Here is a 12,705-nt window from a genome sequence, read left to right as displayed (position 1 = left end):
TGAATATGAGCCAGCACAATCTGGAAACCCGTTTGCACTACCTGGAAAGCTGCGAAGCCATTCGCAGCCTGGTCGGCCGCTATGCAACCGCAGCGGACCAGCGCAACAACCCAACCATTATGCAGCATCTGTTTCATGACGATGCGGTCTGGTGTGCGAATGGTTTTGGCGAATATCAAGGTCGGCAAAACATTCTGGATGCGCTGTCTGGCATTGCTGAAGCGCAGGTGCTGTGGAGCCTGCACATTATGGCCATGCCGGATATCGAAGTGCTGGATCATCATCATGCCAATGTCAGCTGGATGCTTTGGGAAGTCTGCAAACTTGCCGAGAAAGGCATGCAGGCCACCACCAGCTGTCTGGGCGGATTTTATCAAGCCACTGTTCGCTGTGATGAAGAAGATGAATGGAAATTTGACCGGGTGGAATTAAACCTGACTTTTAATCAGCCGTATCCGACAACATAAGCGCAAATATAACGATAGCTACTGCATCAGACACGGCCCAAAGAGGAATTCAAGAGATGAGAAAAATCGCAATTATTGGTGGTGGGCAGGCAGGTTTGTTACTGGCATTCTCATTACTAGAAAAAAAATACGACGTTACTGTATATGTAGATCGTCCAGCTGAAGAACTGTTACATGGCCGCATGGTCAGTACCACCATGTTCTTCGCCAATACGCTTGAAGTGGAACGTAAACTGGGCCTGAATTTCTGGGATGGCAAGGCACATCATGGAGAGGCGATTCATGTCGACTTCCGTGCGCCAGACGGTACGGTGGCACTGCCTTTGACCGGTTTTCTGCATGAAAATAAAGGCATTGCCATGGACCAGCGCACTAAATACCACCGATGGCTAGAAGAATACCCACGTCGTGGTGGCAAGCTGGTAATCCAGAATGTGACACCTGAAGATTTGGAAATCATCTCTGCTGAAAATGATTTAACGATTCTTGCGGCGGGCAAAGGCAATATTACCAGCCTGTTCAAACGTAATGAATCCCGCTCGGTGCATCAGGCTCCGCCACGTAAACTGGCTGCGGCTTTGGTGGTAGGTGATGACTTGTGCGGACCGAACAGTTGGCAAGGTCAGCCATCGCAAACCTTGCACTTTAACTTTATTGCCGGTGCAGGTGAATATTTCAGCATGCCATTCTACAGCCATACCTATGGCCCGTGTCGAAGCTTCCTGTTTGAATGTGTACCCAATGGTCCAATGGATATCTTTGATGATGTGACCAGCGGTGACGAAATGCTGCAACGCATGAAAGAAGCAGTAGCTAAAGTAACACCAGACCAGAGCTTCCGTATGGTCGATAACATGGAACTGAGTGATCCGAATGCCTGGCTGAAAGGCGCATTCCGTCCGGAAGTCCGTTATCCGGTTGCAACTTTGGAAAATAGTGCTTCGATTTGGGGTATTGGCGACACAGTGATGGTCAATGACCCGATTGCTGGTCAGGGCGCAAACAATGCGACTCGTATGGTCGAGCATTATCTGCAGGCCATTCTGGCACATGGCGATGAAGCCTTTACTGCCGAATGGATGACGCAAGTCTTTGATGAATTCTGGGAATATTCCGGCCGCTATACCACTGAATTTACCAACCTGTTGCTAAATCCGCCAAGCGAAAGCTTGCTTCAAGTTCTGGGAGCAGCATCTCAAAACAGTGCAATTGCCGATGACTTTATGGGCCACTTCAACCATCCACGTGGTTTCTGGCCAGCCGTGGATGGTGCGGAGGGCGCGAAAGAATATCTGTCACGCAAGGAGTTTAATCATGCAGCTGCCTGAAGTACTGTGGCAGGACGTTGACCTGGCTGAAGCGAAAGCGCTTCGGCAGGCCTTCGGCGGTTTTGCCACAGGTGTAGCGATTGTCACCTGTCTGGATCAACAGCAACAACCTGTCGGACTGACTATTAATTCATTTAGTTCCGTGTCATTAGATCCTGCACTCGTCTTGTGGAGTCTAGTGAATCATTCACCAAGTCGTATGGTTTTTGAAAATGCAGAATACTTTGCCATTAATATTCTGGGAGCAGACCAGCAGGACGTAGGTCTGAACTTTGCCAAGCCGATTGCCGATAAATTCCAGCACGGTGTGTGGAATATTGAACAGTCTAAAGCGCCCGTATTGGAAGGGTGTGTGGTGCAGTTTGTTTGCAAAAATGAAAAGCAGATTGAAGCCGGCGATCACCAGATTTTCCTTGGAAAAATTGAGCAATGCCGTCACAGCAATCAGCGTCCATTGCTGTTCTGCAAAGGACAGTTTACAGAATGGCCTCAATATAAGGAGGTTTCATGAGCGATCTTAAGAATAAAGCTGTTTTAGTAACAGGTGGTGCAACCCATATTGGCCAGGCTGTAGTCAAAGAATTAAAAGGCCTGGGTGCGGACGTCATTATTGCTGATATTAATCAGGAACAAGGCCAACAGGTCGCAAATGAAACCCAAACTCGCTTTGAATATCTTGATCTGGCCAGTGATGACAGCATTCAGGCCTTGGTGGGCAAGCTGACACAAGTGGATATTCTGGTGAATCTGGCCTGTCTGTATGAGGATCATGGATCTCAGTCGACACGTCAAGATTGGCAAAATACCTTCAATGTCACGGTGTTTGGTCATGCTGCATTGGTACAGGCCTGCCGCCCATTGCTGAAAGCGAGTTCAGATGCTGCAGTGATCAATATCAGTAGTGTCAGTGCCCGTATTGCCCAAAAAGAGCGCTGGGTTTATCCGGCATCAAAGGCCACACTGGAACAGCTAACCAAAAGTATGGCACTCGATTTAGCCACTGATGGTATCCGCGTGCATGCCTTGTCTTTGGGCTGGACCTGGTCTGTGCCAATGCAGATGATTTCAGGCAATGACCGTCCGAAAACCGATCGTGTTGCGGGTCGTTTCCATGTGCTGGGCCGTATTGCCGATGCCGAAGAGGTGGCAGAAGCTTTAAGCCTGCTTTGCAGTCCAAAAGCCAAATTGCTCACCGGTAGCACCATCCATGCCGATGGCGGTTATCACACCCTGGGACCTGAAGCGACAGATTCACCGATTGAGGAGTTGAGCGCATGAATATTCAAGTGAACAATATTGCTGAAAAATTTCTTTGCCTCACCTCGGAGATTGAACAGGGGGAAGGCTTGCAGGTCATTATTGACGGTTATCCACCACTTGCGGTGTTTCATCTGGAAGATGGTGAGTTTTATGTCACCGATGATACCTGTACCCATGGGGATGCATCTTTGGCTGATGGTGAAGTTGATGGCTGCGAAGTGGAATGTCCGTTCCATGCCGGCGCTTTCGATATTAAAACCGGTGAGCCGTGTGGTGCACCCTGCAGTATTCCGCTTAAAACCTACACCTCATTTGTACGTGATGGTCAGGTCTATTTGGTGGAGTAATGCGCTATGTATAAAATCCAGATTGAAGGACAGGGGCAATTTCAATGTGCAGCAGACGATGTTCTGCTGCGCGGCGGTTTGCGTGAAGGTTTAGGCTTGCCTTATGAATGCAATGCCGGTGGCTGCGGCACCTGTAAAATTGAAGTGTTGTCGGGCGAGGTGGAAAATCTGTGGGCAGATGCACCCGGGTTGTCTGATCGAGATAAACGTAAGGGACGTGTATTGGCTTGCCAGTGTCGGCCAAAATCGGACTGTGTGATCAAGGTTCGTTTAGATGAACAGTGCACGCCTAAAATTTTGCCAAAACAGCAAGCCGTGAAGCTCAAGCATGTGCAACCGATTACCCATGATATTCTAGAAATTCATTTACAGTCGGATGAACCAGCCCAATTTATTCCAGGGCAATATGCACTGCTCTGGGTAAATCAGGAATTACTGCGCGCCTATTCGATGTCCAACTTGCCGAATGACGAAGGGCTGTGGGTGTTCCAGATTCGCCGTGTGCCGGATGGCAAGATGACCAATTTGCTGTTTGATGAGCTGCAGCGACAACATGCCGTGATTCAGATTGATGGGCCTTATGGTCTGGCGCATTTGCAGGAACAGCCACGTCCGATTGTCTGTGTTGCCGGCGGCTCTGGTCTTGCGCCAATGCTGGCGATTGCGCGTGGTGTGGCGGCCAATCCGCGCTTGCAACATCATAAGGTCTGGTTCTTCCACGGTGGACGTGAGCAACGCGATTTGTTGACCGAAAATCAGCTCAGGGACTGGACCGAATTGGGTGAACGTCTCAATTACGTGCCTGCCACGTCTGCAGAACTGATAGACGGCATCCGTTCCGGTTTCATTCATGATGTGATCAATGAGGTGCTGGGCGAGCAATTACCTGAGCATGAGATTTACTGTGCCGGGCCATCGCCGATGGTGAAATCCATTGAGCAGATGGCGCATCAAGCGGGTATTCCACAACAACAGATTCACTTTGACCGCTTTTTCTAAGTTAAGCTGAATAAAATGATCAGGCGATGGTTAACCCATCGCCGGCTTGCTTTTTTCCCGGCACATCAGCACCATATTCACAATCTGGGCAATCGACTCCGTCCCCAGTTTTTGCCGGATATGGGTGCGGTGAATCTCGACTGTCTTATGACTGATATTCAGCATTTGCGCAATATGTTTACTGGACAGGCCATCGACCAGCAAATTGATAATCTCATTCTCACGTGGTGACAAGGATTTCAGTTTCAGCAATTGCTGTTTGCGATTTTCACCTGCGACAAAGTCCTGTTCTGCCTGTTGCAGGCAGGCCTGAATCTGGTTCAGCATATGCTGCGGATTAAACGGTTTTTCCAGAAAATCAAAAGCCCCGGCTTTCATGGCATTTACCGACATCGGAATATCACCATGACCGGTCATGAAAATAATTGGAATATAGGCTTTCTGCTGATTAAGCTGTTGCTGTAATTGTAATCCACTCATGCCACGCATGCGGATATCCAGAATCAGGCAGGCTGGGGTGTTCGGCCGTGGATAATTTAAAAATTCGGTCGCACTGCTAAATGTTTTGGTTTCCAGCTGAACGGAGTCCAGCAACCAGGTCAGCGAGTTTCGGATATCCTGATCGTCATCAATGACGTAGACTATGGGCTCGGGAACATGAGAATTATTTAAATACATTTAGCACGCTCCTGTGCAGATAATGAAATATTAAAAATTGCGCCGGATTCACCCTGGCAGACCCATAAATAACCCTGATGGTTTTCAATAATGCTACGCGATAAAGTCAATCCGATCCCCATGCTGTCTTTCTTGCTCGAATAAAAAGACTCGAACAGCTGTTCCGGATTTTGTCCTTGCAGTCCCGGACCATTGTCTGCAATGGCAATTCGGGCATGCTGGTTGTGCTGCCAGGTCCGGATATAGATATCACGTTGACCTTCAGGATTGCGTTGTAACGCATCCACCGCATTAAAGACCAGATTAATGATGACCTGGCTAAACAGGGTTTCATCAGCAGAGATAGAAACCGGTGTCACACTCAGCTCATAATGAATGGTACAGCCGCCCTGATCGGCTTTCAGTCCAATCAGGGGATGCAGGTCCTGAATCAATTTATTGAGGGAATGTACCTGAAAATTGGCTTCGCCTTTGCGCAAAAAGCTGCGCATACTGTGAATAATCTGGTTGACCCTTTTGGTCTGATCCAGTGCGGCATTCATGGCATCCAGCGTTTCAGTGGTATTGGCTAGGCCGTTTTGAATACGGATAATGCTGCCACCGACATAATTATTGAGTGCAGCTAAGGGCTGATTCAGTTCATGTGCCAGTGCGGTCGCAAGTTCACCCATGGTTTTGCAGCGTGACATATGGCCTAACTGACGTTCCCGAGCCCGCGCCATTTCTTCTGCTTCAATCCGTTCGCTAATATCGCGGTAATTGATCAGGATTCCCTGAATATCCGGATGGTCGAGCAGGTTGCGATAGGTTGCTTCATGGTGCCGCCACTTACCATTATGGTGCATAATTTTGTAATGCAGCACTCCAATCGACTGTTCAGCCGGTTTTTTAAATAACAGTTGCCGGACTTTAATCCGGTCATCCGGATGAATGACACTCAGCACATTTTTATTTAAAACAAAGCGGTCACGATAACCCAAAATACGTTGTAGAGAAGGGCTGGCATACAGTAGTTTGCCTTGCAGGTCCAGAATCGCGATGCCATCACCCGAGTTTTCCAGCAGCATCTTGAAATACTGATCTTTAGACTGCAGCTGATACTGATATTTCTTGATTTCACTAATGTTGCGAACCAAAGCCAGTAGCTTGGGCTGATGCTCAATTTCGACCGTTTTCAGGCAAACCTCAACAGGAATCTGCCGTTGATTCTGCGCCTGAATGATCCATTCAAATGTAATTGCTTCATGACTGGCAGCTTGTTGCACCTTTTTTAAGGCATGGTAAAAATCAAAACCATGGCTATGCGCACTGATTTTTTCTACACTCATGCTGGTTAATTCAGATTTGCTGTAACCGGTGAGGTTTTCAGCTGCTTCATTGACGTCCATGAATTCGACACTGCCGATATCATGCACAAAAATAGCATCACCCGCCTTATCAAAGATGGTTTGATAATAATTTAAACTGGTCATTCTCATTCCTTACCTGAGATAGCATCCGGCGATCTGGTACAGGGGGTATTCGCCTTCAATGATGAATACTTGTTATTTTGTATTTCATATTGGAGCAAAGTAAAAAAGAGTTCAATTGCACTTTAGGTCTGATTGCATACTTTAAACATATAAAATAAATCCACATGACATCTATCAGCCTGGTTAGGTTTGATAAGCAAAATTAGTACCATTTTCACGTTTTTAGATCGCTATCAGATCATATTGTATTCATTTAGCCGACTCGTTCCTTAATATAAGCCAAACTTTCCGCTATCGGCCAGTATCCTATTTTTAATTAGTCAGCGCTTTTACTAAGGCATAGAATTAATTTACTTTTGAGGTAATAGCGATCAGTAGATGGCATTCAGCTGGATTTTTTTCACTTTAATGGCTGCATTTATGCAGGCTTGGCGTAACGCCTTTCAAAAACAGCTCAGTACCACGGTTGATGTGTGGGGAGTCACCTTGGCACGCTTTATTTTTGGCTTGCCATTTGCTGCGCTGTACCTGAGCAGCTTGTATTATTTCAAGCCAGTTGAAAGTGTGGTTCACTTCACGCCCAGGTTTTGGGTCTATGTAGTAATTGCGGGTTGCAGTCAGATTTTAGCTACGGCGCTGATGGTACAATTGTTCAAGCAAAAAAATTACGCGGTGGGGGTGGGGTTGGCGAAAAGTGAAGCCATTCTGGCAGCCATTATTGGCGTGACCTTTTTAGCGGATCATTTGTCATTTCTGGCCTGGATCGGTGTGGTGCTGGGTGGATATGCGGTATTTTTATTGAGTAAAGGCCAACAGGTCAGCGGGTTTTCAGCTAGAACATTGGCGATCGGGATCGGCAGCGGTTTAAGTTTTGCCATTACCTCAATTCTGGTACGCGAAGCCAGTCTGGAATTAAGCAATTTGCCAACCTTGCATCGTGCGGCCTGGGTGTTGTTAATGGTGATCGGTTTTCAGTGTATCAGTATGCTGATCTATCTCAGCATATTCAGTCGCCAGACTTTAGTGGCCATGTGGCAACGTCTGGGCTTAACTTTTAAAGTGAGTGTGTGCAGTTTTATGGCATCACTCGGCTGGTTTACTGCCATGAGCATGATGAGTGTGCCGGTCGTCAAAACTTTGGGACAAATTGAGATTCTGTTTAGTATGCTGATTTCGGCATATTTCTTTAAAGAAAAACTGGCACGTACCGAGCATTGGGGTTTGGGCTTAGTGGTGATTGCAGCGATTTTAGTGATCTGGGCTTGATGCTGAACCAGTTTTTCAAAATCTAAGCATAAAAAAGCCACTGATCAACAGTGGCTTTTTCTTTGCATCTATTATTTAAGCTGCAATAAATTTCTGAACTGCCTGATTAAAGACTTCTGGTTGCTCCACACTGGAAATGTGCGAGGCATTGATTTCAAACAGCTGGCTTTGTGAAATTTCAGCTTGCATGGCTTGACCATCTGCAACTGTCGTCACTGGATCTTGCTGACCGGCCACAATCAGTACCGGCACAGAAATGGTTTTGATCTGTTCACGTAAATCCGCCTTAGCCAAAGCTTCGCAACAACTTGCATAACCTTCCGGGCTGCCAGCTCCAAGGTCGTTTGAAAGTTCTGCAACTTTCGCTGCGTTGCTCTGGATAAAGGGACCGGTAAACCAGCGTGATGCTGCAGTCGATGCAATCGGAGCCAAGCCTTGTTCACGCACCAGTGCGGCACGTTCCAGCCAGGCCTGTTCCTGACCGATCTTGGCAGCAGTATTGCAGATAATCACGTGGTTAAAACGTTCAGGTTTGTTAATCGCTAACCATTGCCCGGTTAACCCACCCATTGAAATACCACAGAACGCAGCTTTCTGGATATTTAAATGATCTAGCAGATTGACCACATCCTGACCTAGCTGTTCAAGGTTATACGGACCTTGCGGTGCAGAAGAAGCCCCATGACCACGCGTGTCATAACACACGACAAAATAGTCTTGCTGGAAAAATTCAATTTGTGGTTGCCACATGCTGAATTTGGTACCCAATGAGTTAGAAAAAACCAGGGCGGGTTTGCTGGCATCACCAAAAGTCTGGTAATTGATCTGGGCATCGTTAGATGTAAATGTTGGCATTTTTTTAAGTCCTTAATGCTCTTTCTTCCCCTCCTTTGGGAAAGGAGGGGAAGAAAGAGCATTTAATAATTAAACACGTTCAATAATCAAAGCAATACCTTGACCGACACCAATACACATTGAACACAGCGCATATTGACCACCGGTTTGTTCCAGCTGGTTGAGTGCAGTCGTCACTAAACGCGCGCCTGAAGCACCGAGTGGATGACCCAAAGCAATCGCACCACCATTTGGATTGACTTTCTCTGAACCATCTTCAATTCCCAAGTCACGGGTACATGCCAGTGCCTGAGCAGCAAAAGCTTCATTCAGCTCGATCACATCCATCTGTTCTAAAGTCAGACCGGTTTGTACCAGTAATTTCTTGATGGCAGGTGCTGGACCAAAACCCATGATTCGTGGTTCAACACCTACAACTGTTGAACCAATAATTTTGGCACGTGGTTTTAAGCCATGCTGAGCAACAGCTTCATCAGATGCAATCAGCAGGGCAGCCGCACCATCGTTAATACCAGAAGCATTACCCGCCGTTACAGTCCCCTCTGCTTTCACCACAGGTTTTAGTTTCGCCAGAGCTTCTGCAGTGGTAGATGCACGTGGATGTTCATCACTATCGACAATCACCGGATCGCCTTTATGCTGTGGTATCACCACAGGAATGATTTCTTTGGCAAAGAAACCATTGGCCTGCGCTGCTGCGGTACGTTGCTGGCTGGTCAGAGCAAACTTGTCCTGATCTTCACGGTTGATATTGAACTGTTCTGCCAGATTTTCAGCCGTTTGCGGCATGGTGTCCACGCCGTACATTTCTTTGAGCTTAGGATTGATAAAACGCCAGCCCATGGTGGTGTCTTCAATCTTCTGGCTACGGCCATACGCTGTTTCTGACTTGCCCATCACGAATGGGGCACGCGACATGCTTTCTACACCACCAGCAATAATCAGATGGGCTTCACCGGCTTTAATCGTACGTGCTGCCATTGCGACGGCATCCATCGATGAACCACACAGACGGTTTACGGTCGTTGCCGGAACCTGATAAGGCAGGCCTGCAAGCAATGAAGACATACGACCGACGTTACGGTTGTCTTCACCGGCCTGATTGGCACAGCCATAAATCACGTCATCGACCTGTTCCCAGTTCACGCTTGGATTGCGTTCCATCAAAGCTTTAATTGGAACTGCACCTAAGTCATCTGTACGAACAGGCGCGAGACCACCGGCATAACGGCCGAATGGGGTACGGATGGCATCGATAATATATGCGTTTTTCATGTTTTTACTTTCCAAATCTTTGAATCCCTCCCAACCTCCCTTTACTAAAGGGAGGCGTTTTTCCCTGAATTTAAAGGATGAAAGTCCCTCCTTTAATAAAGGAGGGGTTTAGGGAGGATTTATAAATTAGTTTTGAGTCGCATCAATCAGTTTGGCACCAGTCATTGACTGCAATTCTTCAAATGACAGACCTTCGACTTTTTCAATCACTTTCATACCTTCAGGCGTCACATCAATCACACAAAGATCGGTATAAATACGGTCGACACATTTCAGGCCAGTCGCAGGATAAGACAGTTCAGCCACGATTTTGGGCTCGCCTTTTTTGGTCACGTGATCTGTGGTAATAAAGACTTTTTTCGCACCAACAGCCAGATCCATCGCACCGCCGACTGCAGGAATTGCATCCGGTGCACCAGTATGCCAGTTGGCCAAATCACCATTTTCAGCCACCTGGAACGCGCCCAGTACCGCAATATCTAAGTGACCGCCACGCATCATCGCGAATGAATCACCATGATGGAAGAAAGAACCACCTTCGAGCAAGGTCACAAATTCTTTACCGGCATTGATCAGTTCTGGATCACGGTCTTCTTCAGCAGGAGGAGGACCGAAAGCCAACAGGCCATTTTCAGAATGCAGGAATACGTCTTTATCGCTTGGCAGGTAACTTGAAATTTTGGTTGGCAGGCCGATACCCAGGTTCACATAAGCACCATCAGGAATGTCTTGTGCCACACGTTCAGCGATCTGGTCACGGGTCAGTTTGCTATAGCTCATTATTTCTCTCCGATGCCAATTACTGTGCAGGTTTAACTTGAACAACGTGTTGAACAAAAATTCCCGGGGTGATGATGTGCTCTGGATCCAGCGCACCCAGTTCAACCACCTCAGAAACCTGTGCAATGGTCACATCAGCTGCCATCGCCATAATCGGGCCGAAGTTACGGGCTGATTTACGGTAGACCAGATTGCCCCAACGGTCGCCCTGATGGGCCTTAATTAAAGCAAAGTCAGCTTTAATCGGATTTTCCAGGACAAAATCTTTGCCTTCATAGTTCAAGGTTGGTTTGCCTTCAGCCAGCAAGGTACCAAAACCGGTTGGGGTATAGATTGGACCTAAGCCCATACCTGCTGCCTGAATACGGCAAGCCAGATTACCTTGCGGCACCAGTTCCAGTTCGATCTTGCCTGCACGATAGAGTTCGTCAAATACCCAGGAATCAGACTGACGCGGGAAAGAGCAGATAATTTTACGCACAGCGCCCGCTTTAAGCAGTTTCGCCAGACCATAGTCGCCATTACCAGCATTATTATTGACAATAATAAGATCCTTGATTCCCAATTCGATCAGACCATCAATCAGTTCAGCAGGCTGACCCGCTGTCCCAAATCCGCCGATCATAATGGTAGAACCATCCTTGATCTGGGAGAGTGCTTCTTTCAATGATAATGAACTTTTATCTATCATAATCTGGTCCTTACATACCCTAAACTAATGGATGTCTTTAAATTCGTTTTGAATCTGATGTTGCAACCGGAACAGCATTACGGTCTTTCTGTGACAGCAGAAAATGTGCTACCAGGCCAATACAAATCCCCCAAAAGACTGAACTCAGTCCCAAGAAATGCATGCCGGAAGCGGTTGCTAAAAAAGTGATTAGTGCGGCATCACGTTGCGACTCTTTGCCCATCGCCATAGAGATGTTAGTGGCAATTGCTCCGAGTAAGGCCAGTCCTGCCAAAGCTGCAATTAATTCCTTCGGCATCAGGCTAAACAGCATGACGATGCTGCCGGCAAACAGGCCGCCTAAAATGTAAAAAAGCCCATTCGCCACCCCGGCGATATAACGCTTTTCTTTCAGCTCGTGCGCGTCTTTGCCTAAACACAATGCTGCCGTAATAGAGGCCAATACAATAGTAATCCCCCCCACACAGGCTACTGCGAGTGAGGCAATACTGGTTGCACTGATAATTGGCTTGGCAGGCATGTCATAACCACTGATCTTGATAATGGCCATTCCCGGTAAAAACTGGCCAGACAGGCTAACCAGAATGAGCGGGAGGGCCAGATTCAGGGTGGAACTCCAGGTCCATTCCGGTGCAATAAATTGCGGAATTGCCAGACTGAAATCTGCCGTGACCGGATTAATCTTGCCCAGCAGCATGCTTAAAATCACACCGGCAACCAGCACCCAGACCATGGCATAACGTGGACTGAAACGCTTGGCCAGCAAAAAAACTGCCAGCATGCCAAAGACGATATAGGGCATGGTATCGGTCGCGGTAAACAGTCCTAAACCAAACTGCAGTAAAATCCCCGCCATCATTCCGGCAGCGACTTCCTGAGGAATCCAGGACAGCAATTTGTCGAAATAACCGGTAATACCAATGAGAAAAATCACCACAGCAGAGGTGATATAGGCCGCAACCGCTTCATTGAGCGAAATATCGGGAAACAGCGTGACTAATAAAGCCGTTCCGGGCGCAGACCAGGCGGTGACGACAGGTATTTTGTATTTAATTGATAAAAAGATACCTGCGAGCGCAGCTCCAATAGAAATTCCCCAAATCCATGAAATCATCATGTCTGGGGAAACCTGGGCTTGCTGCGCCGCCTGGAAAAAAATGATCAGTGGTCCTGAATAGGAAATCAGCACTGCTAGAAATCCTGCAACAGTTGCTGAAATTGACCAGTCATTTTTTAATGTCTGAAACAGGGTGTTCATTGGTAATGTGCCTCCTTGCGTCGAACCAT

The 12,705-nt window shown here is 47.4% G+C and carries 14 protein-coding genes; 7 read left to right on the top strand and 7 right to left on the bottom strand.

What is annotated here, in order from left to right; translation table 11 throughout:
* Positions 1–5: 5 nt before the first annotated feature.
* The 6 genes from H9629_RS06585 to H9629_RS06560 are packed head-to-tail and all read left to right on the top strand — an operon-like array spanning position 6 to position 4,401.
* Positions 6–467: a nuclear transport factor 2 family protein gene (locus H9629_RS06585; protein ID WP_064096702.1), complete on the top strand. Its 462-nt coding sequence runs from the start codon at positions 6–8 to the stop codon at positions 465–467.
* A gap of 56 nt (positions 468–523) precedes the next feature.
* On the top strand, positions 524–1,795 hold the full coding sequence (locus tag H9629_RS06580) for a styrene monooxygenase/indole monooxygenase family protein (protein ID WP_191730758.1): 1,272 nt from the start codon (positions 524–526) through the stop codon (positions 1,793–1,795).
* The gene (locus H9629_RS06575) at positions 1,782–2,306 is read left to right on the top strand and encodes a flavin reductase family protein (protein WP_064102915.1); all 525 of its coding nucleotides are present in this window, start codon (positions 1,782–1,784) and stop codon (positions 2,304–2,306) included. Before H9629_RS06580 ends, H9629_RS06575 begins: the two co-directional genes overlap by 14 nt.
* Positions 2,303–3,073 carry an SDR family oxidoreductase gene (locus H9629_RS06570; protein ID WP_064102914.1) on the top strand — a complete coding sequence of 257 codons (771 nt, stop codon included), beginning with the start codon at positions 2,303–2,305 and terminating at the stop codon, positions 3,071–3,073. The genes H9629_RS06575 and H9629_RS06570 overlap by 4 nt, the downstream gene beginning before the upstream one ends.
* Positions 3,070–3,402 (top strand): non-heme iron oxygenase ferredoxin subunit, encoded by a 333-nt coding sequence (locus H9629_RS06565; protein WP_064096706.1) that lies wholly within the window; start codon positions 3,070–3,072, stop codon positions 3,400–3,402. Before H9629_RS06570 ends, H9629_RS06565 begins: the two co-directional genes overlap by 4 nt.
* 6 nt (positions 3,403–3,408) lie before the next feature.
* Positions 3,409–4,401, top strand: coding sequence for a 2Fe-2S iron-sulfur cluster-binding protein (locus tag H9629_RS06560; RefSeq protein WP_064096707.1), 993 nt, complete (start codon positions 3,409–3,411; stop codon positions 4,399–4,401).
* Between the two features lie 30 nt (positions 4,402–4,431).
* Here H9629_RS06560 and H9629_RS06555 read toward each other — a convergent pair whose 3' ends face one another.
* Together H9629_RS06555 and H9629_RS06550 are read right to left on the bottom strand one after the other, a co-directional pair.
* Positions 4,432–5,079, bottom strand: coding sequence for a response regulator transcription factor (locus H9629_RS06555; RefSeq protein ID WP_064096708.1), 648 nt, complete (start codon positions 5,077–5,079; stop codon positions 4,432–4,434).
* On the bottom strand, positions 5,070–6,551 hold the full coding sequence (locus H9629_RS06550; RefSeq protein ID WP_081408825.1) for a PAS domain S-box protein: 1,482 nt from the start codon (positions 6,549–6,551) through the stop codon (positions 5,070–5,072). Before H9629_RS06550 ends, H9629_RS06555 begins: the two co-directional genes overlap by 10 nt.
* Positions 6,552–6,929: 378 nt before the next feature.
* Between H9629_RS06550 and H9629_RS06545 the strand changes: the two genes are divergently transcribed.
* Complete coding sequence (locus tag H9629_RS06545; protein ID WP_064096709.1) at positions 6,930–7,817, top strand: DMT family transporter; 888 nt, start codon at positions 6,930–6,932, stop codon at positions 7,815–7,817.
* Positions 7,818–7,892: 75 nt separating this feature from the next.
* Here the strand turns inward: H9629_RS06545 and pcaD are convergent, their stop codons facing one another.
* The 5 genes from pcaD to benE all read right to left on the bottom strand — a co-directional run bounded on the left by pcaD (position 7,893) and on the right by benE (position 12,676).
* The gene (gene pcaD, locus H9629_RS06540; RefSeq protein ID WP_064096710.1) at positions 7,893–8,672 is read right to left on the bottom strand and encodes a 3-oxoadipate enol-lactonase; all 780 of its coding nucleotides are present in this window, start codon (positions 8,670–8,672) and stop codon (positions 7,893–7,895) included.
* Between the two features lie 69 nt (positions 8,673–8,741).
* The gene (gene pcaF / locus H9629_RS06535; protein WP_064102909.1) at positions 8,742–9,947 is read right to left on the bottom strand and encodes a 3-oxoadipyl-CoA thiolase; all 1,206 of its coding nucleotides are present in this window, start codon (positions 9,945–9,947) and stop codon (positions 8,742–8,744) included.
* Positions 9,948–10,073: 126 nt separating this feature from the next.
* Positions 10,074–10,727 (bottom strand): 3-oxoacid CoA-transferase subunit B, encoded by a 654-nt coding sequence (locus tag H9629_RS06530; protein ID WP_064102908.1) that lies wholly within the window; start codon positions 10,725–10,727, stop codon positions 10,074–10,076.
* A gap of 19 nt (positions 10,728–10,746) precedes the next feature.
* Positions 10,747–11,418 (bottom strand): 3-oxoacid CoA-transferase subunit A, encoded by a 672-nt coding sequence (locus H9629_RS06525; RefSeq protein WP_086044785.1) that lies wholly within the window; start codon positions 11,416–11,418, stop codon positions 10,747–10,749.
* 37 nt (positions 11,419–11,455) lie between these two features.
* Entirely contained in the window at positions 11,456–12,676 is a 1,221-nt protein-coding gene (gene benE, locus H9629_RS06520) for a benzoate/H(+) symporter BenE (RefSeq protein WP_064096714.1), read from the bottom strand.
* Between the last annotated feature and the right edge of the window lie 29 nt (positions 12,677–12,705).

The organism is Acinetobacter pecorum, assembly GCF_014837015.1.
Classification (GTDB): Bacteria; Pseudomonadota; Gammaproteobacteria; order Pseudomonadales; family Moraxellaceae; genus Acinetobacter; species Acinetobacter pecorum.
Note: the sequence above shows the minus strand (reverse complement) of the source record. Positions and strands in the feature narration are given on the sequence as shown.

Excerpts from the sequence above, each read along its gene's own strand:
- H9629_RS06550 (WP_081408825.1), bottom strand. The coding sequence starts at position 6,551 with ATGACCAGTTTAAATTATTATCAAACCATCTTTGATAAGGCGGGTGAT.
- H9629_RS06530 (WP_064102908.1), bottom strand. The coding sequence starts at position 10,727 with ATGAGCTATAGCAAACTGACCCGTGACCAGATCGCTGAACGTGTGGCA.
- H9629_RS06580 (WP_191730758.1), top strand. The coding sequence starts at position 524 with ATGAGAAAAATCGCAATTATTGGTGGTGGGCAGGCAGGTTTGTTACTG.
- pcaD (WP_064096710.1), bottom strand. The coding sequence starts at position 8,672 with ATGCCAACATTTACATCTAACGATGCCCAGATCAATTACCAGACTTTT.
- H9629_RS06525 (WP_086044785.1), bottom strand. The coding sequence starts at position 11,418 with ATGATAGATAAAAGTTCATTATCATTGAAAGAAGCACTCTCCCAGATC.
- H9629_RS06575 (WP_064102915.1), top strand. The coding sequence starts at position 1,782 with ATGCAGCTGCCTGAAGTACTGTGGCAGGACGTTGACCTGGCTGAAGCG.
- H9629_RS06565 (WP_064096706.1), top strand. The coding sequence starts at position 3,070 with ATGAATATTCAAGTGAACAATATTGCTGAAAAATTTCTTTGCCTCACC.
- benE (WP_064096714.1), bottom strand. The coding sequence starts at position 12,676 with ATGAACACCCTGTTTCAGACATTAAAAAATGACTGGTCAATTTCAGCA.
- H9629_RS06570 (WP_064102914.1), top strand. The coding sequence starts at position 2,303 with ATGAGCGATCTTAAGAATAAAGCTGTTTTAGTAACAGGTGGTGCAACC.
- H9629_RS06560 (WP_064096707.1), top strand. The coding sequence starts at position 3,409 with ATGTATAAAATCCAGATTGAAGGACAGGGGCAATTTCAATGTGCAGCA.
- H9629_RS06585 (WP_064096702.1), top strand. The coding sequence starts at position 6 with ATGAGCCAGCACAATCTGGAAACCCGTTTGCACTACCTGGAAAGCTGC.
- H9629_RS06555 (WP_064096708.1), bottom strand. The coding sequence starts at position 5,079 with ATGTATTTAAATAATTCTCATGTTCCCGAGCCCATAGTCTACGTCATT.
- H9629_RS06545 (WP_064096709.1), top strand. The coding sequence starts at position 6,930 with ATGGCATTCAGCTGGATTTTTTTCACTTTAATGGCTGCATTTATGCAG.
- pcaF (WP_064102909.1), bottom strand. The coding sequence starts at position 9,947 with ATGAAAAACGCATATATTATCGATGCCATCCGTACCCCATTCGGCCGT.